This window comes from Streptococcus bovimastitidis (genome assembly GCF_001885095.1).
In the GTDB taxonomy this organism is placed as follows: domain Bacteria; phylum Bacillota; class Bacilli; order Lactobacillales; family Streptococcaceae; genus Streptococcus; species Streptococcus bovimastitidis.
Genome location: NZ_LZDD01000003.1, coordinates 266975 through 287961 on the forward strand (window position 1 = coordinate 266975; position 20987 = coordinate 287961).

At 33.8% G+C, this 20987-nt stretch carries 23 protein-coding genes; 22 read left to right on the forward strand and 1 reads right to left on the reverse strand.

The features are described from left to right. Nucleotides 1-2: 2 nt before the first annotated feature. Entirely contained in the window at nucleotides 3-941 is a 939-nt protein-coding gene (locus tag A9Q68_RS09725; RefSeq protein ID WP_071794490.1) for a hypothetical protein, read from the reverse strand. A 324-nt stretch (nucleotides 942-1265) separates the two neighbouring features. Here A9Q68_RS09725 and A9Q68_RS09730 point away from each other — a divergent pair, with 324 nt between their 5' ends. The 22 genes from A9Q68_RS09730 (at nucleotide 1266) to A9Q68_RS09835 (ending at nucleotide 20978) form a co-directional block, all read left to right on the forward strand. Further along, entirely contained in the window at nucleotides 1266-2153 is an 888-nt protein-coding gene (locus A9Q68_RS09730; protein WP_071794491.1) for an LPXTG cell wall anchor domain-containing protein, read from the forward strand. Between the two features lie 275 nt (nucleotides 2154-2428). After that, on the forward strand, nucleotides 2429-2674 hold the full coding sequence (locus tag A9Q68_RS09735; protein WP_071794492.1) for a hypothetical protein: 246 nt from the start codon (nucleotides 2429-2431) through the stop codon (nucleotides 2672-2674). 61 nt (nucleotides 2675-2735) lie between these two features. Beyond that, nucleotides 2736-3464 (forward strand): ATP-binding cassette domain-containing protein, encoded by a 729-nt coding sequence (locus A9Q68_RS09740; protein WP_071794493.1) that lies wholly within the window; start codon nucleotides 2736-2738, stop codon nucleotides 3462-3464. Beyond that, the gene (locus A9Q68_RS09745; protein WP_131814179.1) at nucleotides 3409-4761 is read left to right on the forward strand and encodes a hypothetical protein; all 1353 of its coding nucleotides are present in this window, start codon (nucleotides 3409-3411) and stop codon (nucleotides 4759-4761) included. The genes A9Q68_RS09740 and A9Q68_RS09745 overlap by 56 nt, the downstream gene beginning before the upstream one ends. Nucleotides 4762-5005: 244 nt before the next feature. Then, nucleotides 5006-5374, forward strand: a complete 369-nt coding sequence (locus A9Q68_RS11165; RefSeq protein ID WP_071794495.1) for a metalloprotease family protein — start codon at nucleotides 5006-5008, stop codon at nucleotides 5372-5374. Then, nucleotides 5371-5883 (forward strand): hypothetical protein, encoded by a 513-nt coding sequence (locus tag A9Q68_RS09760; protein ID WP_071794496.1) that lies wholly within the window; start codon nucleotides 5371-5373, stop codon nucleotides 5881-5883. Before A9Q68_RS11165 ends, A9Q68_RS09760 begins: the two co-directional genes overlap by 4 nt. A gap of 77 nt (nucleotides 5884-5960) precedes the next feature. Beyond that, nucleotides 5961-6149 carry an alpha/beta fold hydrolase gene (locus tag A9Q68_RS11005; protein ID WP_240494231.1) on the forward strand — a complete coding sequence of 63 codons (189 nt, stop codon included), beginning with the start codon at nucleotides 5961-5963 and terminating at the stop codon, nucleotides 6147-6149. A gap of 9 nt (nucleotides 6150-6158) precedes the next feature. Continuing rightward, entirely contained in the window at nucleotides 6159-6746 is a 588-nt protein-coding gene (locus A9Q68_RS09765) for an alpha/beta fold hydrolase (protein WP_276204052.1), read from the forward strand. Nucleotides 6747-6823: 77 nt separating this feature from the next. Continuing rightward, nucleotides 6824-7807, forward strand: a complete 984-nt coding sequence (locus A9Q68_RS09770) for a LacI family DNA-binding transcriptional regulator (protein ID WP_071794497.1) — start codon at nucleotides 6824-6826, stop codon at nucleotides 7805-7807. A gap of 166 nt (nucleotides 7808-7973) precedes the next feature. Beyond that, complete coding sequence (locus tag A9Q68_RS09775) at nucleotides 7974-8891, forward strand: ABC transporter permease (protein ID WP_071794498.1); 918 nt, start codon at nucleotides 7974-7976, stop codon at nucleotides 8889-8891. An 8-nt stretch (nucleotides 8892-8899) separates the two neighbouring features. Continuing rightward, nucleotides 8900-9787 (forward strand): carbohydrate ABC transporter permease, encoded by an 888-nt coding sequence (locus A9Q68_RS09780; protein WP_071794537.1) that lies wholly within the window; start codon nucleotides 8900-8902, stop codon nucleotides 9785-9787. Between the two features lie 27 nt (nucleotides 9788-9814). Continuing rightward, nucleotides 9815-11434, forward strand: a complete 1620-nt coding sequence (locus A9Q68_RS09785) for an ABC transporter substrate-binding protein (RefSeq protein ID WP_071794499.1) — start codon at nucleotides 9815-9817, stop codon at nucleotides 11432-11434. A 2-nt stretch (nucleotides 11435-11436) separates the two neighbouring features. After that, a complete protein-coding gene (locus A9Q68_RS09790) occupies nucleotides 11437-12813 on the forward strand; it encodes a glycoside hydrolase family 32 protein (RefSeq protein ID WP_071794500.1) in 1377 nt (458 codons plus the stop codon). A gap of 11 nt (nucleotides 12814-12824) precedes the next feature. Further along, a complete protein-coding gene (gene scrK, locus A9Q68_RS09795; protein ID WP_071794501.1) occupies nucleotides 12825-13706 on the forward strand; it encodes a fructokinase ScrK in 882 nt (293 codons plus the stop codon). Nucleotides 13707-13784: 78 nt separating this feature from the next. Further along, nucleotides 13785-14720, forward strand: a complete 936-nt coding sequence (locus A9Q68_RS09800; RefSeq protein WP_071794502.1) for an aldo/keto reductase — start codon at nucleotides 13785-13787, stop codon at nucleotides 14718-14720. A gap of 183 nt (nucleotides 14721-14903) precedes the next feature. Further along, on the forward strand, nucleotides 14904-16361 hold the full coding sequence (locus A9Q68_RS09805) for a glycoside hydrolase family 1 protein (protein ID WP_071794503.1): 1458 nt from the start codon (nucleotides 14904-14906) through the stop codon (nucleotides 16359-16361). Nucleotides 16362-16487: 126 nt separating this feature from the next. Next, nucleotides 16488-17432 carry a sugar-binding transcriptional regulator gene (locus A9Q68_RS09810; RefSeq protein WP_071794504.1) on the forward strand — a complete coding sequence of 315 codons (945 nt, stop codon included), beginning with the start codon at nucleotides 16488-16490 and terminating at the stop codon, nucleotides 17430-17432. Nucleotides 17433-17585: 153 nt separating this feature from the next. After that, a complete protein-coding gene (locus A9Q68_RS09815) occupies nucleotides 17586-18383 on the forward strand; it encodes an SDR family oxidoreductase (RefSeq protein WP_071794505.1) in 798 nt (265 codons plus the stop codon). Nucleotides 18384-18388: 5 nt separating this feature from the next. Continuing rightward, entirely contained in the window at nucleotides 18389-18811 is a 423-nt protein-coding gene (locus A9Q68_RS09820; protein WP_071794506.1) for a PTS sugar transporter subunit IIA, read from the forward strand. After that, nucleotides 18808-19296, forward strand: coding sequence for a PTS sugar transporter subunit IIB (locus A9Q68_RS09825; protein WP_071794507.1), 489 nt, complete (start codon nucleotides 18808-18810; stop codon nucleotides 19294-19296). Before A9Q68_RS09820 ends, A9Q68_RS09825 begins: the two co-directional genes overlap by 4 nt. 22 nt (nucleotides 19297-19318) lie before the next feature. Further along, entirely contained in the window at nucleotides 19319-20122 is an 804-nt protein-coding gene (locus A9Q68_RS09830; RefSeq protein ID WP_071794508.1) for a PTS mannose/fructose/sorbose transporter subunit IIC, read from the forward strand. Nucleotides 20123-20135: 13 nt separating this feature from the next. Next, nucleotides 20136-20978: a PTS system mannose/fructose/sorbose family transporter subunit IID gene (locus A9Q68_RS09835; protein WP_071794509.1), complete on the forward strand. Its 843-nt coding sequence runs from the start codon at nucleotides 20136-20138 to the stop codon at nucleotides 20976-20978. Nucleotides 20979-20987 lie beyond the last annotated feature (9 nt).

The following is a 20987-nucleotide window of genomic DNA, read 5'->3' on the forward strand; positions in this document are numbered from 1 at the left end:
TTTTATTCATAATCTGTTGGGTATTCAATCAGATTGATTTTCCCATCTTTGACCTCAACGCCGAAAAGCAGATCGTAACTATCATAGGAGTCTTTATCCTTTGTGTATTCAAAGTCAACCTCATAATAACCATCTGGGCACTGGGAGACATTTAATTGGTCCAATTGACCTGTCATACGATCGATTTCTGCTTTAAGGGAAGTTCCCTGTTTCACTTTTCCGTAAATCGGTGACATGTAGATTTTATAGGTATAGAAATAATTAGCTAAATAGGATTTTAATTTTAGGTCATAGATTCCAAGAAGCGGTTTCTTTTTTGCTTCTTCAAGGGGACCAATATCTTTGATTAATTGTTGTTTGACCGCTTTCTGGTCGTAATCTCTTGAAGTAGGTCTATCATAATAGAGAGCTATTCCACTTGGGTTAATTAACCTTCCTTTTTCATCACTGATTGTTTTTGAAAAAGAATACTTGATCTTTTGGTTATATTCTTTGGCCTCTTGTCCGTGGCCTAAGGTTTTGTCAAATAAATAAGCGATATGTTCATCATATTTAAAGAGGTGATTTGAAATCAAGTCTTCTGTGCTGGTCACTGGGGGCAATGATTCGATTCCTCCAGCCGGTAATCGATAATCTCTAAATTTATAGGTCACTTTGTGGCCATTAATGTTTTCAACATAATCATATGAGTATAAGTAATAACTCTCAAAGGCATCAAGCTCAATATTAAAATTTTTAATTTTCCCATTGAAACCACTCTTTTTATAGTAAGAGATTAACAGGGGTTTGAATTTGTTTTCATCATATAAACTATCCGTTTTATCTTGATACGTAAAGATATCATACAAGGTGAAGGCGACAAAACCAAAGAAGATAACCCCTGGTAAGGTGACAAGGATACAAGCTAAAACGATTAGGACTTGTTTTACTCTTTCAGACATTTCTTTTTCCTCATTTTTCTTTAATTATTTTACCATAAAATCATGTCAAAAAGCCAAAAATTAATCATAATTATGAATTGAAATATTGTGCAAAGGGTGAAAAAACATCAAGATTTGAGCCTTTGTTAGTGAATTTAAAGATTGGTCAGTTTTATTGAACTATTCTGTGAATTTGTGACATATTATGATTGACTATTTTTTTGAGTTATTGTAATATTAAAAATATTGTGAATGGATTAATTTTTTGATAATATTCAAACATTTAGTCATTTTACTTTCATATTTTATAAAAGAGAGACCGACTTTGTTCGGTGGAGAGAAATTTTGGGGAAAAATACTATTTTAAAAACACTGACGGCGCTTGGTGCTATTTCTGGTGCTTCAGCTCTTGTTCAAACAGTAGAGGCAGCTGATGCGACTACTCTTGGGCTAACGTCTGAAATGGCTCTAGATCAAACGACACAATTGGATTCTAATGTCGTTGTTGCTGCGTCCGCAAATGCTGTGATTTCTGACTCTGCTTCAGCTTCAGCTAGCGTTATGCCATCTTTATCAGAGGCGACTAGTGAATCAACTTATTACACTTACTCTAATTCAACTTTAAATAGTTCACAGCTAGCTTCATATTCTGAACAACAATCCTTATCCCTCTCAGAATCTGAAAGTATTTCAATGTCAGAATTCGAGTCTCTTTCTGATAGCATTACTAAGCCATACTTGGAATCTTCATCTATTAACTATTCCTTATCAATGAGTACTGATTCAACTTTCTCAGCAACACCATCACAATCTGCTAGCTTATCTGGTTCAACAGTTGAAACAAGTTCATTCCCATCAGAATCAGCTTTTCCTTCTGAGTCAACTTCAGCAAGTTTGACACAATCAGAGTCAACAACAGAAACTTATTATGAATATTCAAATTCATGGTCTCAATCAACAAGTGCAACATCAGAATCAGTGGCTTCAACTTCAGTTAGTCAAAGTCAAACAACAAGTCCAGTGGCAACATCAACTGCTAAACCAGTTTCACAAAAAGTTGCTCCAATGCCTGTTGCAACTGAGAACAAAGAAGTAAGTTCTCAATCAGCTCCACAAGCAGCCTTACCAAATACTGGTAGTCAATCTTCAAATAGTGCTTTAGCAGTAGTAGCAGCTAGCTTTATGGGCGCATTTGCTCTATTAACTGGTAAAAATCGTAAAGAAAATAAATAAGAAAAATACTCATACTTAAAAATATCACCTGAAAAGGTGATGTTTTTTTTGTTTTTTGGAATTTTTTTCGAATGTAATTAGTGAGATGGCTTATGGGTACCTTTAAAATAAAAAAATTCATCTCTAAAATCGAAAATTTCTTGCAAGAAATTTTTTCCCATATCATTTATTTTTTTACGAAACAATTTAATCAGACTTCCCTGACATTGTCAGACTATTGAATAGGTGATATTCTAAATTAACTTATTTAAAAACTATAGAAGAGGAGAAAAAATATGAATACTGTACTAAAAAAATACAAAAATAATATGGAATTGGCTATATTACAATATACAGATTATTTAAATGAAAAGTATAAGAACACACTAGAAAACAAGTGGTTTTGGATTATTGTTGCCATGGTAACTCTTGCGGCAATTGGTCTTTATGCATGGTATTGTACAAGTAGAGGTTATGCCTTCGCGTTTAATATCAAATATAACTGGCCAAAATCTGGTCAAATGGGTATTGCATGTAAGTAGTATAAAAGAACATTTTATGTGAGAAATATTGTTTTTATTTATTTCCTAATTTGGAGGGGTAATGTTTAATATAAATAATTTAGATCAATCTTTTAGTAGCAAAAGAATTTTACGAGAAATTTCTTGTCAATTTCCAAATAGTGGAGTTAGTATTATCATCGGAACAAATGGATGTGGAAAATCCACTTTCATGAATGTATTATCTGAAATGATTCCATTTAGTTCTGGGGAAATTATATGCAATGGTTTTCCAATAAAGAGTAAAGAATATAATGAACAAATTTTCTATATTCCTTCGGATTTTTATTTACCAGAATTTATGACTGGAGAAGAATATATAAATTTTATTCTAAAACATTATAAAAATGCTGATTTTTTACTAGTTGAATTTTTGTTGAATCTTTTTGATCTTGCGGAATATAAAAATACTTTAATAGAAAAATATTCTTTTGGTATGAAAAAGAAAATTCAAGTTATTGCTTCATTTTGTTCATTTACACCTTATATTTTAGCAGATGAAATATTTAGTGGTTTGGATTTTGACACGGTGATATTATTAGAAAGCTTAATTGACTATTTTAAAGAAAAAAGAAGTTTTATCATTGTATCACATGATATGGATACCCTTAAACGATTTCCGGAAAATATTTTTATCATGAATAAAGGTTGTATTACTCCATTTTTAGGAAATGTTAATGATAAGAACAATATTGTGAAATCTATAGGAGGAATCAGTGATAAAATCAATTCATTACATGAATATTTTGGAAATAGTAAAACTATTTATTAACGATTCCTTCCATGGATTTATTAAAAGACCAATATTCAAAAATAAAATTGGGATTTATGGTTTACTTACAACTTTCTTGATTCTCTATTGCTTTTATTTCTATATAAATGCAGTGGAGTTTGTAAACTTAGGTCAAAATAGAGGGAATTATACATTTGAGGAGCTTAAAATTGCTCAAAAATTATCAATTACAAGTTATTCCGATTTATCATTTGTCTTTGGCATATTAATTTTCCATTTATCAGAAGCCATAATTCAGGTGAAAAGTAGCTCGTTATTTACGATTAAATCTCTTCCATATCATAAAAATGAATTAAAATATGCTGTGCAGTTTTTCAAATTAGGGACATCGGCTATATTTTTTGAATTATTTTTCATCATAATGATGCCTGGGTTACAAATAATTGGAAATGTGATTATTTCAACTCTTTTATTTTTCACCTGTCATTTTTCATTTTTTAACGGTTATATGCTGAGTTTGTTTTACTATAATTCATTTAATAAAATATTTATCTCATATTACTCCAAATTGAAAAATTTTCTAACAGTTGCATTTTTGTGTTTGACTTTTTATTTTTTTTACATTGGGAGATTTAAACTAGAGACTTTCTTATCAAAACTAATTAATCAACCTATCTATTTGACAATAATTTGCTTTGTTTTCAATATTATTATTGTTTTTATTTTTTTAAGTATTCCTTATAGGAATATAGAAAATCAATTTTTAAAAAGCACTTATTATTATTTGCCCTTCTCAAGATATCTTCCTAATGAGTACAAAGGTTTAATGAGAACAAAACTTTATATTGTTTCTCAGATTGTTTTAACTGTAACATGTTTATATTCATTGATAGTTGCTGATTTTATGACGATGTTATCTATATTTGGCCAACTCTTTCCATTTCTTAATGTTGTTTTTTTGCATTATTTTGATTCAACTGCGAAAGTTCGAAAAATATATAATTTACTCAATGTTTCTATTTTGAAAGAATTATTTAAAGTATCAATTTGTGTTGTGGTCTTTCAAATTCCCTTAATTATTTTGGGATTTTATTTGCCAGGTAGATATCATGACTTTTTATGGGGGATATTATTGGCGTTTGCAGCAATCATTATTGGAGCTTTATTTCCCAAAAGTAGTAGCACATTAAACGAAACTGTTTCAACATTTTTACTATTTCTAACAGTTGTCATGATATTGATTATGAAGAACTATCTATTGCCAATGATATTTGTAATAGTAATATTTATAGCCATTATTCTTTATTTATTAAAAAAAGAAAGAAGTTTAGTATGATTCAAAAGATGATAAAACAATTTTGTTATATTAATTTACTTTGGTTGATATTATTTCTAATTGACTATGGTATAGAATTATTTCAAGTAAATAATTCTGAAAGAATAACAGTAATGGGGTTGTATATAAAAAGTGCAGAAAATAGTAATGGGCTTTATACCGTATTTGGATTGACTTATAAAATATTAATTATTTATCTCATTATGATTTTTGTTTGGTTAGGTATATATTATGTTTTACAAAAATGGAGGAAACGAAAATTATTGTTCTAACATTTTTACTATTCTCAGTGATTACACTTTTGCTTGTGATTTTACATGAAAGTTTTCATTTTCTAACTGCGTATTTGCTCAATCTATCACCTGAAATAAAATTCAACTTTTGTTGTCCGTCAATAAAATATCAAAACCAAGAATCTAATTTTAAAAATCTACTTGTATCAGCACTTTCTCCGATAATAATAATTGGTTTGGGAGTAATTCTTCAAGATTATAGTATTTATGGATTTTATACAAAAGTATTATGTTTTTCCAATATAATAAACTTATTTCCAGTTACTTCAGACGGTGAAGTCATTCTGATTTCAATAATAAGGTTGGTGAAGAAAATATGAAAAAAATTATTTCAAAGATATTCTTTCTATTATTTTCGATTTCTTTTGTCTATTATATTGCAAACACAAAAACAGAAAGTAATTCAATTAGAATAGAAAACTCTATTAATTTTACTAAGGAACCATTTGGTCGTACAATGAAAATGATATCCTCGAAAAAACCTGGGATATATTATTTTGGTTATCAAAATTGTCCTTGGTGTGTAGAACTTCAGCCAATTCTTGATGAAGTTTTAGAACAAAACAAGATAAAAGCCAATTACACCAATATCAAAGACAAGAATTTTAAAGACAACTATAAAAATCAATTAAATAAATTGTATGCAAAACATGTTGGAGGTAACTTAGAAGTTCCTTTTCTCGTAATCATCGATCCTGAAAGAAATATTTCTACTCACGTTGGCACTTTACCTAATCATAATGCAATCCAAAACAAATTAACTCACAATGAAAAGAATAAGTTAAAAAGTATATTGAACAAACTCGTAAGTCAAAATATTAGCAAGTAATGAATCTTTTGACTTATTTAGAATATCAAGAATTAAAAGCAGAAAAAGAGTGATGTCAGCAATTAGTGATATAATGAATGGAATCGTTGGAAAAATTAAAATCACCACCATTAGAATCAGGGCAGAATATGTATTTTACAAGTACCTCAGGGCAAAAGCTTTACTATGAAATTTATGGGATGGGTTATCCTATCGTCTTTTTCCATGGCAACAATCAGACAGTGGCTTATTTCAAACCACAACTGCATTTGGCTGATAGCTATTAATTGATTTTGGTGGATAGTCCTGGTCATGGGCAATCGGGAGCTATGAAAAAGAAGATAAGCTCTGCCAAAATGGCGAAAGATGTTTATGATTTACTAGAAACTTTACATTTGGATCAGTATGTTTTGGTCGGGCACTCTGATGGGGCTAATTTAGCCATTGCTTATGAGAATCTCTTTCCCCATAAGGTCGGTGGACTCCTCTTAAATGCTGGCAATATTACGTTCTTTGGCTTACTGCTTCATTATGTTTTTTCCATTTCAATCAAGGTCTTGAAACTGGCTTTAGGGAGCATCTTTTCCCCCAAAAAAAGAAATGCATATCATGTTGCTCAGTTAATGATGGCCCACCAGACCATTGTGCCAAGTCATTTCTCTGACAGCATTCCGGTTTTTGTTCTGGTCGGCCAGAGGGACATGATTCGCCCTAGCCATTCTTTGAAAATTTCCCAGCAGTACAGCAATAGTCGGCTGATTACCATTCCCAATATGGGTCATAACGTCAATAAAAAACCTGGTGTTCTTGATGCTGTGCTGGCAGAATTGATGGTAGAAGTGGAAAAAAGCAATCAGAAATTTATTCATAAAAACACTGAGTGATTCGTTAGATATAGTAAACAATTCTAAAACGTGTTAAAATATGTTTAAATAATTTAGAGGAGGTGTGAAGCTCTGCTATGATAAAAAAATCATATACAATGAAAGATGTTGCCAAGCAAGCTGGTGTAAGTGTAGGTACCGTTTCACGGGTTATCAATCATGAACAAGGAATAAAAAAGGTTACGCTAGAAAAAGTAAACAAAGCAATTAAAGAATTAAATTATGTTCCAGATAATTATGCTAGAGGCATGAAAACTAATCGGACAGAAACAGTTGCGTTGATTGTACCAACAATATGGCATCCATTCTTTTCAGAATTTGCATTTTATGTTGAAAAAGAATTAAGTCAAATAAATTACAAATTACTTTTATGTAATACTGATGGTTTTAAAAAAGAAGTAGAATATATCAATATGCTACAACAAAATAAAGTTGATGGTATCATTGCAATCACCTATAGTCCAATTGAGGATTATTTAAATTCTAATATTCCATTTGTTAGTATTGATAGATCCTATGGAAGTAAAGATATTCCATGGGTAAGTTCTGATAACTTTTCTGGTGGACAAAAAGCAGCCCAAGTATTACTTGAAAATAATTGTAAAAATCTTCTCTTTGTTGGAAGTCATAATAAAACAGATAATGAAACAAAGAATAGAAGAAACGGTTTTGAGAGCTTTTTGAAAGAAAAAGATGTCATTCCTCGGGTATTTGATCTAGAAGAGCCTTTTGATGATTTTGTTAGACCCTTAACTTCTTATTTGGAGAACCATCTTGATATTGATGGGATTTTTGCGATAAACGATTTTACTGCACTTGATGTCATTGATATTTTGGAAAAATTGGGAAAAAAAGTTCCAAAAGATGTCCAGGTTATTGGTTATGATGGTATAAAACTCGCTAATGAGAAATCTTACCCTATTTCAACAATTAAACAACCACTTAAAGAAATGGCAAAAGAAGCAGTTCGTATTTTATTAAGTATTATTGAAAATGAGCCCCATAAATTACAAGTTACTTTACCAATTTCATTTATTGATGGGCCAACAACAAAAAAATAAAAAAATTCTGTTGACAGAAAGCGCTATCAATGGTAGAATTTATCTGTAAATAAATCGATTTACTTTTTTTTAAAGGTGATAAATGAAACGTTTCAAATAGAGTAGACTTATAAGTCACTCTATTATATTCCTATTAAAATGAAACGTTTCAAAAAAGGAGAAAGAGATGTCAATAAAAAATAACAAGTCGAATTTTTTAGCTAAAGTAAAACGACAACGATTATTATTACTTATGTTAGTACCAGGACTTTTATTAACTTTTATTTTTAAATATATACCAATGTATGGAGTATTAATTGCTTTCAAGGATTATAATCCACTCTTAGGAATTTTAAAGAGTCCTTGGGTTGGATTTTTGGAATTTAAAAATTTTCTGGCTTCACCAAATTTTAATATTCTACTTGGGAATACAATCAAGTTAAGTGTCTTTGGCTTGCTATTGGGTTTTTTTCCTCCAATTATTTTAGCTATTATGCTAAATCAATTAATAAGTGAGAAAGCAAAGAAAAGAATTCAATTAATTCTATATGCACCAAACTTTATTTCTGTAATAGTTATTGTCGGAATGATTTTTTTGTTTTTCTCAGTAGAGGGTCCAGTAAATGATATCTTAAAAAGTTTTGGGCTAAAAACCAATTTCATGACTAGTCCAGGATATTTTAGACCCTTGTATATTATTAGTGGTATTTGGCAAGGAATGGGATGGGCCTCAACTCTTTATACCGCTACTTTAGTAAATGTAGATACATCATTGATTGAAGCTGCTCAATTAGATGGGGCAAATATTTTCCAACGAATTAGACATGTTGATTTACCAGCCCTTAAACCAATAATGGTAATACAATTTATCTTAGCTGCTGGTAATATTATGAATGTCGGTTATGAGAAAGCATTTTTAATGCAAACCTCTCTAAATTTACCAGCGTCAGAAATTATTTCAACTTATGTTTATAAAGTTGGTTTAGTTTCAGGTGATTATTCATATTCAACTGCTGTAGGTTTATTTAACTCAGTAATCAATATGATTCTACTATTCTCTGTAAATAAAATAGTAGAAAAAATCAATGATGGAGAAGGGATTTAGTGAGGATTATGAATACTAATTTATATACTGATTTTGACAAAAGAGTGTTAGTCGTTAATAAAATCATTGTTGGTTTTTTGGTTTTAATCACTATCGTACCTATGGGTTATATTTTGATTGCTTCTTTTATGGATCCTCAAGTTCTTGCAAATCAAGGACTCAGTTTAAACCCTCAAGATTGGACTATCGAAGGTTATCAACGTGTATTGGGAGATGGGGCAATTTTAAGAGGGTTTATCAACTCACTTATTTATTCGGTAACTTTTGCATTACTTACAGTTGCAATATCGGTTTTAACGGCTTATCCTCTTTCAAAAAAAGATCTAGTTGGTAGAAGATGGATTAATTATTTCTTAATATTTACTATGTTTTTTGGTGGTGGTCTAGTCCCAACTTATCTACTAATTAAAAATTTAGGAATGTTGAATACGATGTGGTCAATTATTATCCCAGGAGCTGTAAATGTTTGGAATATTATATTAGCGAGAACATATTTCCAAAGTCTACCTGAAGAATTAGTTGAAGCTGCTGTAATTGATGGGGCAAATGATTTTCAAATTTTCTTGAAAATAATGCTTCCTCTTGCTAAACCAATTATGTTTGTCCTCTTTCTTTATGCATTTGTGGGTCAATGGAATTCTTACTTCGATGCAATGATTTATATTAAAGATCCAAATCTTGCTCCATTACAGCTGGTATTACGGAATATTTTGATTCAAAGCGAGGTGAGTCAAAATATGATTGGCGCGCAAGCAGCAATGAATGAGATGAAGAAAATTGCAGAGATGATAAAATATGCCACAATTATCATTTCTAGTTTGCCGCTTATTGTCATGTATCCTTTTTTCCAGAAATACTTTGACAAGGGAATTATGGCAGGCTCACTAAAAGGTTAATAAAAATTTATTTATAGGAGAAATACAATGAAAAAAAGATGGATTACATCGAGTGTTGTCGTGTTAGCAAGTGCAATTGTACTTGGTGCCTGTGGAGCAAAAAATACAGTTTCTAGCCCTGATTATGAACTAAAAAAAGTTTCATTCCCATTAAAGGATAAAGTAACATTGAAATTTATGACAGGTAGTTCAACTTTAGCTCCTAAAGATCCAAATAAAAAATTAATTTTGAAACGGATGGAAAAAGAAACTGGTGTAAAAATTGAATGGACAAACTATCAATCGGATTTTGCTGAAAAACGTAATTTAGATATTTCAAGTGGTGACTTGCCAGACGCAATCCACAATGATGGTGCTTCGGATGTTGAGTTAATGTCATGGGCTAAACAAGGAGTTATCATTCCAGTTGATGATCTTATTGAAAAATATATGCCTAACTTGCAAAAAGTATTAGAAGAAAAACCTGAATATAAATCAATGATTACGGCTCCTGATGGTCACATTTATTCATTCCCTTGGATTGAAGAACTTGGTGAAGGAAAAGAATCTATTCATAGTGTTAATGATATGGCTTGGATTAATAAGGATTGGTTAGATAAACTCGGTTTGGAAATGCCACAAACAACAGAGGAACTAGTTAAAGTGCTGGAAGCATTTAAAACTAAAGATCCGAATGGAAATGGCAAAGCTGATGAAATTCCTATGTCATTCATTAATAGTCCAGGGAATGAAGATTTCAAAGTTCTTCTAGGGTCATTTGGTGAAGGAGATAATGATGACCATCTTATTGTTAATAATGACAATAAGGTTGACTTTACCGCAGATAATGATAGTTATAAAGAGGGTATTAAATTTATGCGTACTCTTCAAGAAAAGGGATTATTAGATAGTGAAGCCTTTGAACAAGATTGGAATTCATATGTAGCGAAGGGTGGAGAAAATAAATTTGGAGTCTACTTCACTTGGGATAAAAATAATGTAACAGGTGCTAAAAGTAATTATGAACTTCTTCCGGTATTATCTGGTCCAAATGGCGAAAAAAATGTTACGAGAACAAACAATGTAGGTTTCTCAAGGGATCGTATGGTTATCACTAGTGCTAATAAGAATTTAGAGTTAACAGCTAAATGGATTGACCAACAGTATACACCACTGCAATCTGTTCAGAATAATTGGGGCACATTTGGGGATACAAAACAACAAAATATCTTTAAATTTGATAAAGAAAAGAAAATGTTGAAACACTTACCACTTGAGGGAACTGCCCCAACTGAAATTCGCCAAAAAACAGAAGTTGGTGGACCATTAGCAATTCTTGATAGTTACTATGGTAAAGTAACAACAATGCCAGATGATGCAAAATGGCGTTTGGACTTGTTGAAAGAAAATTACGTACCATATATGAAAAATAATAATATTTATCCTAAAGTGTTCATGAAAGAGAAAGATCTTGATAAAACGGCACAAATTGAAGCTGATATGACAGATTATATCGCTCGTAAAAGAGCAGAATGGATTACAAAAGGTGGAATTGACAAAGAATGGGACGCTTATAAAAAAGAATTAAGTCGTTATGGGTTGAATGATTGGCTCACAATTAAACAAAAATATTATGACGATTACTTAAGTACAAAGAATAAGGAGTGAAAATGAGTCAATTCGAGTATTCAATTGAAAAAGCAAATGCGTTTATTAATAATAATCATAATGCCATTGTAAATAATACTTTCAAGCCTGAGGTGCATTTTTCAGCCCCAATTGGTTGGATAAACGATCCTAATGGATTTGTTTATTTCAGAGATGAATACCATCTTTTTTACCAATATTATCCTTATGATAGTGTTTGGGGTCCTATGCATTGGGGACATGCGAAAACAAAAGATTTTGTTGAGTGGGAACATTTACCCATTGCCCTAGCACCAGATATGCCATATGATAAGGATGGTTGTTTCTCAGGAAGTGCAATTGTAAAAGATGACACTTTGTGGATAATGTACACAGGAAATATAATTGATTCTAAAAATGGAAATCGTCAAGTTCAAAATATAGCATTTTCTAAAGATGGTATTCATTTTCAAAAATTAGCTTCAAATCCAGTAGCTACTGGAGAAATATTACCTTCAGATTTAATACCTTCAGAATTTAGGGATCCTAAGTTATTTGAAAAAGATGGTTGTTATTATTCGGTTGTTGCTGCTCAACATAAAAATCAGGTAGGGTGTATTGTTTTACTTAGTTCAGAAAATTTAGTGGATTGGTCATTTGAATCTATTTTTCTTGAAGGTAAAAAGGGACAAGGTAAAATGTGGGAATGCCCAGACTACTTTGAAATTGATGGTGAATCTTACCTTGTTCTATCACCAATGCGATACCCCAAAGATGGGAATCACTACACAAATATTAATTCAGCAGTTATTTTTAAAGGGAAAGTGGATTGGCAACAAAAAATCTTTCTGTTTGAATCCGTTAAAGAGTTAGATCAAGGCCATGATTTTTATGCTCCTCAAACCTTGATTGATGATAAAGGACGTCGACTGATGATTTCTTGGATGCATACATGGGGAAGGACCGTTGTTACTCATGAACTCAAACATCACTGGTCAGGGCAAATGACAATACCTAGAGTGTTAAAAGTTGAAAATAATACTATTAAACAAGAGTTTATTGAGGAAGTCATTGAGAAATTGCCTATCATTGATGTAAATAAAGTATCAGAAGGACCAGGGGTCTTAACGATTGATATTGACGGCTCCTTTGAAATGAAATTGGGTTCTGAAGGTGACTATATTACTTTTGGATATACTGATAAATACAATAGTGTTTACATTGATAGAAGTAAACAGGCGCTAAAAATTATTGGTGAAGAAGAATGGGATACATCGATAAAAGCAGTTAATATTAGTGCTGAGAAACTGAAAGTGGTTATTGATAAGTCTTCGATTGAAATATTAATTAATGATGGGGAAGCTGCCTTAACTTCAACCTACTTTATTCAAGGGGGGCACAAATTACAAAAGTTAATTTGAAGGAGATTTTAATGACACGATTGTATGGAAGTATTGAAGCGGGTGGTACTAAATTTGTCTGCGCTATTGGTGATGATTCCTTTAGCGTTATTGAACAGACGCAGTTTCCAACGACTAATCCGCAAGAGACTATTGCCAATTGCATTGCCTTTTTCAAGCCTTTTGCTAAAGATTTAGTAGGTTTAGGCATTGGCTCGTTTGGTCCTATTGATATTGACCCTGATTCAGCCACTTATGGCTATATTACCAGCACTCCAAAACCAGGATGGGCTAATGTTGATTTGTTGGGTGGTCTTAGAAATGCCCTTAAACTGCCTATGTATTTCACGACAGACGTTAATAGTTCAGCCTATGGTGAAATAATGGCTCGGTCAGGTGTCGATAGCCTAGTTTATTACACAATCGGTACTGGAATTGGGGCTGGAGCTATTCAAGATGGTCAATTTGTTGGTGGTATGGGGCATACAGAAGCTGGTCATACCTATGTTATGGCTCATCCGACTGATATAGAAAATGGTTTTACTGGAGTTTGCCCTTTCCATAAGGGCTGTCTCGAAGGGATGGGCGCAGGACCAAGTTTAGAAGCTAGAACTGGTATTAAAGGAGAGCTTATTCCAATGGATTCACCAGTTTGGGATATTCAGGCCTTCTATATTGCGCAAGCGGCCCTTCAAGCAACCATGCTCTATCGCCCAGAGGTCATTGTATTCGGTGGTGGCGTTATGGCTCAAGCACATATGGTTGATAGAGTTCACTGTCAATTCGTAGAGCTGCTTAACGGCTATCTACCAGTGCCTGATCTTAAATCTTATATTGTTACCCCTGCTATTGAGAATAATGGCTCCGCAACACTTGGTAACTTTGCCTTAGCCAAAGCTGCCGCTGAAAACTAAAAATCTTCATGTTTTACTTGCCTTGGAGTGGACTCCATAGTTTATAATGAACTTATTTAATGAAATGAGGGTAAGATAATGGAATACACACGTTTAGGTCAGAGTGGTTTGTTGGTTTCGAAGGTTTGTCTGGGTACCATGGGTTTTGGGACTCCGGGAAAACTGTTCTCTTGGACAGTTGGTGAAGAAGAGGCTGAAAAGATTGTTAAGGAATGTCTGGATCTTGGCATTAACTTCTTTGATACGGCTAATATCTATACCGATGGTGAGTCTGAGGAAATACTGGGTCGGGCCTTGAAGAAATATGCTCAGCGTCAGGATGTGGTCGTTGCTAGTAAATGTGGCTTGAGCTATAGTCGCAAGCCCAATACCGAGGGTCTGTCGCGCAAGGTGATTTTTGATGAAGTCGAAAAATCCTTGAAACGATTAGGTACTGATTACCTTGATTTATATATTATTCACCGTCCAGACATGGAGACTCCGACTGAGGAAACCATGAAAGCCTTGCATGACTTGGTGGAGATGGGTAAAGTCCGTTATATTGGGGCTTCCAACATGAAAGCATGGCAATTTGCTAAGTACCAGTATACGGCTAAAATGCATGGTTGGACGCCTTTCATCTCCTTGCAAAATGAGCATCATATCCTATCGCGCAAAGCTGAAGAAGAATTATTCCCCATGCTGAAAGATATGGGTGTTTCCCTAACAGCCTATAAGGTTTTAGCAGGTGGACGTTTAACCCGCAAGGGAAATGAAGAAACAGTCCGTTCGAAAACACAGGTATTGTCTGATTTTGAAAAAGAAATTAGTCAAAGCTTGCAAGTTATAGCTGATCGTCACCATTGCTCCAAGGCGGATGTGCTCATTGCTTGGGAGCTGGCTAAAAAACCGATTGACGTTGTTTTGGTTGGTACTACAAAAGCTGGTCGCATGACTGATACCGTTAAGGCTTTAGAGATTAAATTGTCTGAGGAAGATTTAGAAGAATTGGATAACTTTCTTCAAGGGAAATAGGTCAAGAGTGCTAGGATTCAATAATTAATTTCATCATTTTTAGCATGACACTTCTCTAACAAGTGAGGTGTCTTTTTCTGTTTCATCTTGTTCGCATTAGAATTTCCCGAAAATTAGCGGTATAATAAGGATGAATTCGTTTTCGTTTTAAAAACTGTTGCATCAATAATAAAGGAGTCTAACATGAGTGTATTAAGGGATGATTTTTTATGGGGTGGTGCCATTGCGGCCAATCAGGTTGAAGGGGCTTGGAATCTTGATGGTAAGGGCCTTTCGGTTGCTGATGTTGCTGTCTTTAAGCCAAATTTGGATGTGACTGATTATGCTGGTCATAATACAGTTACCACTGCCATGATTGAAACAGCTATGGCGACTGATGATGCCAAGGACTACCCTAAGCGTCGGGGGATTGATTTCTACCATCATTATGAGGAAGATATTGCTCTCTTTGCGGAGATGGGTTTTAAGACATTGCGTCTTTCCATTGCTTGGTCCCGTCTCTTTCCAACCGGTGAGGAGGAAGTTGCTAATGTGGCGGGTCTAGCCTTTTACAAAAAGGTCTTTGAAGAGCTTAAGAAACATGACATTGAGCCTATTGTCACCCTATCTCACTACGAGATGCCTTTGGCTTTAAGCCTTAAATATAATGGTTGGGTGGATCGTGCGGTGATTAGCCATTTTACCCGCTTTGCGGAATGCTGTTTTGAAGCTTTCGGTCAGTATGTGACTTATTGGCTGACTTTCAATGAAATCGATTCTGTCGGTCGACATCCCTTTACCACAGCTGGCATCATTCCCGATCAATGCCAGGCTTACTCGCTGGAAAAGGCTGTCTATCAAGCCTTGCATCATCAGTACTTGGCGGCAGCCATTGCCACGCAAAAATGCCATCAAATGATTCCGGGTAGTCAGGTTGGTTCTATGTTGACCAAATTGACCACCTATCCTCACACTTGTCATCCTGAGGATGTGGCATTGGCGCTGGCTCAAAATTTGGACAATTATTCCCATTCCGATATTCAAATTTTTGGCAAGTACCCGGTCCTTCATTTGAAGAGATTGCAGGCTAAAGGAGTGGCACCTGACATGGAAGCGGGCGATGAGGAGCTTTTGGCGAATGGCCGAGCTGATTATCTAGCCTTTAGTTACTATATGTCACGGACCGAATCAGCAGACCCCGAGCTGGAAAAGACTGCGGGCAATACCATTATGAGTGTGAAAAATCCTTACTTAGCGTCAACGGACTGGGGATGGCAAATTGACCCCGTGGGCTTGCGCATTTCTTTGTTAGAGCTTTATGACCGCTACCAAGTGCCTTTGATTATTGTGGAAAATGGTATGGGAGCTAAGGATACTATTGAGGCAGATGGCAGTATTCATGACCCTTACCGCATTTCCTATTTGAAAGCCCATATTGAAGAAATGAAAAAGGCTGTTGCTATGGGGGTTGATTTATTTGGTTACACCAGCTGGGCACCAATCGATTTGATTAGTGTCTCGACCTCGCAAATGTCTAAACGTTATGGCTACATTTATGTGGACCAGGATGATTTGGGCAAGGGTAGCTTGGAACGCAGACCTAAGGATTCCTTCTACTGGTATCAAAAAGTCATTCAAAGTAATGGTGACGAGTTAGATTAAAGGTTAATGTTTATTGATGCAATATCAAAATCAGAAATATTCACGTTTGTGAAAGTAATTAACATATGATTATATAAAAAAATATGCTACAATACTCTCAGACTAAATAATATAGAGGAAAACTAGATGTCTGAAGATAAATTATTAGTAAGAATTGCGGAAATGTATTATCAAGAAAATAAGACCCAAAGTCAAATTTCTAGGGAATTAGGAATTCATAGAACCACAATAAGTAGGTTACTTAAACAATCTAGAGACGAGGGAATCGTTACAATAACAATTAAGTATGATAAAGCAGGTACTTATAGTATTGAACAACAACTTGAGTCAAACTTTGGATTACATAAAGCTATTGTTATCCCTACTGCGACTGATATGACTAGAAAACAAAAAGACTTATCCTTAGCTGAGGGGCTGTCATCATATCTAAAAGAACTTCTTCATGATAAAATGATAATTGGATTTTCCTGGGGAGAAACAATGTCTGCGGTTTCAGAAAAAATGCCTAGCCTAAAACTAAAAGATATTATTTGTGTCCCAATGATAGGTGGCCCCTCAGGGAGACTTATTAGTGATTACCATGTTAATACAATTGCTTATGAAGCAGCTAAAAAATTAAATGGCAAGGCTTTAATGATTGACTCACCAGCAATTCTTGAAACAAGTTCTCTAAGGGAGCAACTCATGAAAAATGAATTCAATCAAGAATTTTTAACATATTGGGATAATTTAGATGTTGCAATAATGGGTGTGGGTAGTCCAATTTTAATGAACAATCAAACGTGGCAGGACTTCTATGGTAAGGATATAATTGAAAAAATTAAAGAAAATGATATGGTCGGGGATGTTGTTTCAAGGTTTTATAATAGTATTGGTGATCATATTGAAAGTGAACTTGATGATAGAATTATTGGTATTTCAGTTGAAAAACTTAGAAAGTGTCCTTATCGGATTGGTATTGCTGAATCACGTGGTAAAGTTCCAGCATTGATTGGAGCCCTCAGGGGGAGATATATCAATATATTAGTCACAACAGAAGATACTGCAAGAGATATGTTGAAACATATCTGAAAAGAGTTGATGGTAACCATCAACTCTTTTTATTAACTCTTCTATTACAACATTGTGAAATTGATTTCACAAAAGTGTTGACAAAATTAAAAAGGGTGTTATACTAAACTTGTAACAAATGTTAAACCCAAGTCACAAATGAGAGGTTGAAAAATGGATTGGTTAAATATTTCAGAAAAAGTAGCTATTGTAACAGGTGGTTCATCTGGTATCGGTAAGGCGATTGTAGAAGAATTGCTTGAAGATGGTGTTAAAGTCGCAAATTTTGATTTAACTACCCTAGATTTAACGGATGAAAATTTGCTATCAATAAAAGTTGACATTACTAATCGTCAGCAAGTTGAAGAAGCAGTTGATAAAGTTGTAACTAAATTTGGTAAAGTTGATGCTCTTGTTAACAATGCTGGAATAAATGTACCTAGTTTACTAGTTGACGGTAAGTCACCACAAAGTATTTATGAAATTAGTGATAAATTATTTGATAAGATCACAACAATTAACCAAAAAGGATTATTCATAATGAGTCAAATCGTAGGTAGAATATTCGTTGAGAATAAGTCAGGTGTAATTATTAACATGTCATCAGAAGCTGGGCTTGAAGGTTCTGAAGGTCAAAGTGTTTACGCAGCTACTAAAGCAGCTGTTTATAGTTACACACGGTCTTGGTCAAAGGAGCTTGGAAAACATGGGATTCGAGTTGTTGGGATCGCTCCAGGAATTATGGAAGCAACTGGTCTAAGAACTCAATCCTATGAGGAAGCTTTAGCTTATACGAGAGGAAAAACTGTTAGCGACATTAGAGCTGGTTATTCATCTACTAGCACTACACCATTAGGACGGAGTGGAAAATTAAGCGAGGTCGCTAATTTAGTAGCTTACTATATTTCTGATAGATCTAGTTATATTACTGGTGTTACAACCAATGTAGCCGGTGGAAAGACCCGAGGATAAATTGTATGAATCATATCATTTTAATCGCCCATGGTAGATTGGCCTTAGAAATGAAGAATTCAGCTCAGATGTTATATGGAGAACTGCCAAATTTCCATGCCATTGAATTTTTAGCTGAGGAAGGATTAGATAATCTGCAAGAAAAGATTTCCAAAAAATTGGAAGCGCTTAAATCTCCTGTGCTTATTTTTGCAGACTTATTTTGCGGAACACCCTTTAATGCAAGTTGTGCTGTATCTATGAAGAATCCAACTAGTTCAATTGAAATTATTTCAGGAATGTCACTTCCTTTGGTACTGGAAGCAGCTGTTTTAAATAATAGTGGTAAATCGCTTAATGAGATTTCAAAAAGTCTTATTTCTATGGCTAGTGAAACTGTTAGAATCTTTGAACAAGATCAGAATCAAGATGAAGAGGATTTGTTATGAAAATTAAATTAGCAAGAATTGATGACCGATTAATACATGGTCAAGTTGCAACTGTATGGGCAAAAGAAGCAAATGCTGAAAGAATCATCATTCCTAGTGATGAAGTTGCTAATGATGAGATCCGGAGGACTTTGGTTAAGCAGGCAGCACCTCCAGGTGTAAAAGTAAATGTTATTACAACTGAGAAAGCCATTAAAGTTTTTCACAATCCCAAATATGAGAATGACACAGTCTTCTTTCTGTTTACAAAACCTAGTGAGGTTTTGGAATTAGTAAATGCAGGAATCCCTATTCAGTCAATTAATATTGGTGGAATGCAATATAAAGAAGGAAGAGTTCAAATTACTAAAGCTATTTCTGTTTTTAAAGAAGATATTGATGCTTTTTATGAACTTGAAAAACATGGTGTCAAATTAGACTGCCGAGTTGTTTCAACTGATACACCTAAGGATTTTAAAGCTTTACTCGATTCAGTAACTGTGTAAACATTTTAAAGGAGAATGAATAATGGAATTATCATTGTTTCAAGTAGTTTTAGTATTTATTTGGTCTAGTATTACTGGTATGGGAAGTGTTCTAGACGAATTTCAAACGCATAGACCACTAATTGCATGTACCGTAACGGGATTAATTTTAGGTGATTTAACAACGGGCATCATTTTAGGAGGAACATTAGAACTCATTGCCTTAGGATGGATGAATATTGGAGCAGCTCAATCACCTGATTCAGCTTTAGCCAGTGTTATTTCTACTATTTTAGTTGTTGTCGGTAATCAAGATATTCAAAAAGGTATTGCAATTGCATTACCAGTTGCTGTTGCAGGACAAGTTTTAACTGTACTCGTTCGTACAGTTACTGTTGCAATTCAACATGCCGCTGATAAGGAAGCAGAGAATGCTAATTTTAGAAAAATTATCTTCTTACATTTTTTCGCACTTATTTTTCAAGCAATGCGCGTTGCCATACCTGCTACAATGGTAGCAATTTTTGTAGATGCACGTGCTGTAATTACAATGTTAAATGCGATTCCTGAGGTAATAACGGGAGGGCTAGCTGTAGCTGGTGGCATGATTGTTGTAGTAGGTTATGCAATGGTGCTTAATATGATGTATATTAAATACCTTCTTCCATTTTTCTTTGCAGGTTTTATCCTTGGAGGTTATCTTGACCTAAGTCTATTATCTTTTGGGATTTTAGGGTTGATTATTGCTCTGATTTATGTACAATTAAATCCTAATTTTGCAAATAAGGTGCAAACTGTTTCATATGCTGGAACTAGTGTATTAGCAGATGATGAATTAGAAGACTAAAGGGGTAAGAAAAATGACAAGAGAAAAAAACATAAGAATGAATAGCATTACAAAAAAAGATATGTTCATGACCTTCATTTATTCCAATTTCCAACAAGCATCGTTTAATTTTGAAAGAATCCATGCATTAGCTTTCTGTGTTGATATGATACCAACAATTAAACGTGTTTACACAAAAAAAGAGGATCAGGTTGCAGCATTAAGGAGACATTTAACCTTCTTTAACGTTACACCTGCTATGTGTGGTCCAGTAATTGGAGTCACAATGGCTATGGAAGAAGCTAAAGCAAATGGTGCAGACTTAGATGATGGAACAATTAGTAGTTTGAAAATTGGTTTAATGGGACCACTTTGTGGAGTTGGCGATCCGCTTGTTTGGGGAACCTTAAGACCAATACTTGCAGCTATTGGTGCTTCAATGGCTCTAACTGGACAAGTTCTTGGACCAATTATATTTTTCTTGGCATTTAATGCAGCTCGTATGGCAATTAAATGGTATGGATTAACTTATGGCTTTAAACAAGGTTTGGGAATAGTGAAAAACTTGTCAGGGAATATTCTTCCAAAATTAACAGAAGGTGCTACTATTCTAGGTTTATTTATTATGGGAGTCCTTGTTACGAAATGGACGAGTATCAATGTTGCTCTAGCTGCATATAAAACAAAAGGTGAGGACGGTAAAATAATTACCACAACCATTCAAAATATCCTGGATCAACTTGTTCCTGGTTTATTACCCTTAATACTAACTTTCGCAATGATGTATCTTTTACGCAAAAAAGTTAGTCCAATTCTATTAATTTTTGCATTATTTGCAGTAGGAATTTTAGGATATGCCTTAGGAATTTTAAAATAAAGGAGATAA

What these genes read in the sequence shown, in the direction of transcription:
- A9Q68_RS09770 (WP_071794497.1), top strand. Translation starts at nt 6,824, where the DNA reads ATGATAAAAAAATCATATACAATGAAAGATGTTGCCAAGCAAGCTGGT.
- A9Q68_RS09815 (WP_071794505.1), top strand. Translation starts at nt 17,586, where the DNA reads ATGGATTGGTTAAATATTTCAGAAAAAGTAGCTATTGTAACAGGTGGT.
- A9Q68_RS09740 (WP_071794493.1), top strand. Translation starts at nt 2,736, where the DNA reads ATGTTTAATATAAATAATTTAGATCAATCTTTTAGTAGCAAAAGAATT.
- A9Q68_RS09800 (WP_071794502.1), top strand. Translation starts at nt 13,785, where the DNA reads ATGGAATACACACGTTTAGGTCAGAGTGGTTTGTTGGTTTCGAAGGTT.
- A9Q68_RS09725 (WP_071794490.1), bottom strand. Translation starts at nt 941, where the DNA reads ATGTCTGAAAGAGTAAAACAAGTCCTAATCGTTTTAGCTTGTATCCTT.
- A9Q68_RS09775 (WP_071794498.1), top strand. Translation starts at nt 7,974, where the DNA reads ATGTCAATAAAAAATAACAAGTCGAATTTTTTAGCTAAAGTAAAACGA.
- A9Q68_RS09805 (WP_071794503.1), top strand. Translation starts at nt 14,904, where the DNA reads ATGAGTGTATTAAGGGATGATTTTTTATGGGGTGGTGCCATTGCGGCC.
- A9Q68_RS09830 (WP_071794508.1), top strand. Translation starts at nt 19,319, where the DNA reads ATGGAATTATCATTGTTTCAAGTAGTTTTAGTATTTATTTGGTCTAGT.
- A9Q68_RS09780 (WP_071794537.1), top strand. Translation starts at nt 8,900, where the DNA reads ATGAATACTAATTTATATACTGATTTTGACAAAAGAGTGTTAGTCGTT.
- A9Q68_RS09825 (WP_071794507.1), top strand. Translation starts at nt 18,808, where the DNA reads ATGAAAATTAAATTAGCAAGAATTGATGACCGATTAATACATGGTCAA.
- A9Q68_RS09760 (WP_071794496.1), top strand. Translation starts at nt 5,371, where the DNA reads ATGAAAAAAATTATTTCAAAGATATTCTTTCTATTATTTTCGATTTCT.
- A9Q68_RS09820 (WP_071794506.1), top strand. Translation starts at nt 18,389, where the DNA reads ATGAATCATATCATTTTAATCGCCCATGGTAGATTGGCCTTAGAAATG.
- A9Q68_RS09735 (WP_071794492.1), top strand. Translation starts at nt 2,429, where the DNA reads ATGAATACTGTACTAAAAAAATACAAAAATAATATGGAATTGGCTATA.
- A9Q68_RS11005 (WP_240494231.1), top strand. Translation starts at nt 5,961, where the DNA reads ATGGAATCGTTGGAAAAATTAAAATCACCACCATTAGAATCAGGGCAG.
- A9Q68_RS09785 (WP_071794499.1), top strand. Translation starts at nt 9,815, where the DNA reads ATGAAAAAAAGATGGATTACATCGAGTGTTGTCGTGTTAGCAAGTGCA.
- scrK (WP_071794501.1), top strand. Translation starts at nt 12,825, where the DNA reads ATGACACGATTGTATGGAAGTATTGAAGCGGGTGGTACTAAATTTGTC.
- A9Q68_RS11165 (WP_071794495.1), top strand. Translation starts at nt 5,006, where the DNA reads ATGGAGGAAACGAAAATTATTGTTCTAACATTTTTACTATTCTCAGTG.
- A9Q68_RS09790 (WP_071794500.1), top strand. Translation starts at nt 11,437, where the DNA reads ATGAGTCAATTCGAGTATTCAATTGAAAAAGCAAATGCGTTTATTAAT.
- A9Q68_RS09835 (WP_071794509.1), top strand. Translation starts at nt 20,136, where the DNA reads ATGACAAGAGAAAAAAACATAAGAATGAATAGCATTACAAAAAAAGAT.
- A9Q68_RS09810 (WP_071794504.1), top strand. Translation starts at nt 16,488, where the DNA reads ATGTCTGAAGATAAATTATTAGTAAGAATTGCGGAAATGTATTATCAA.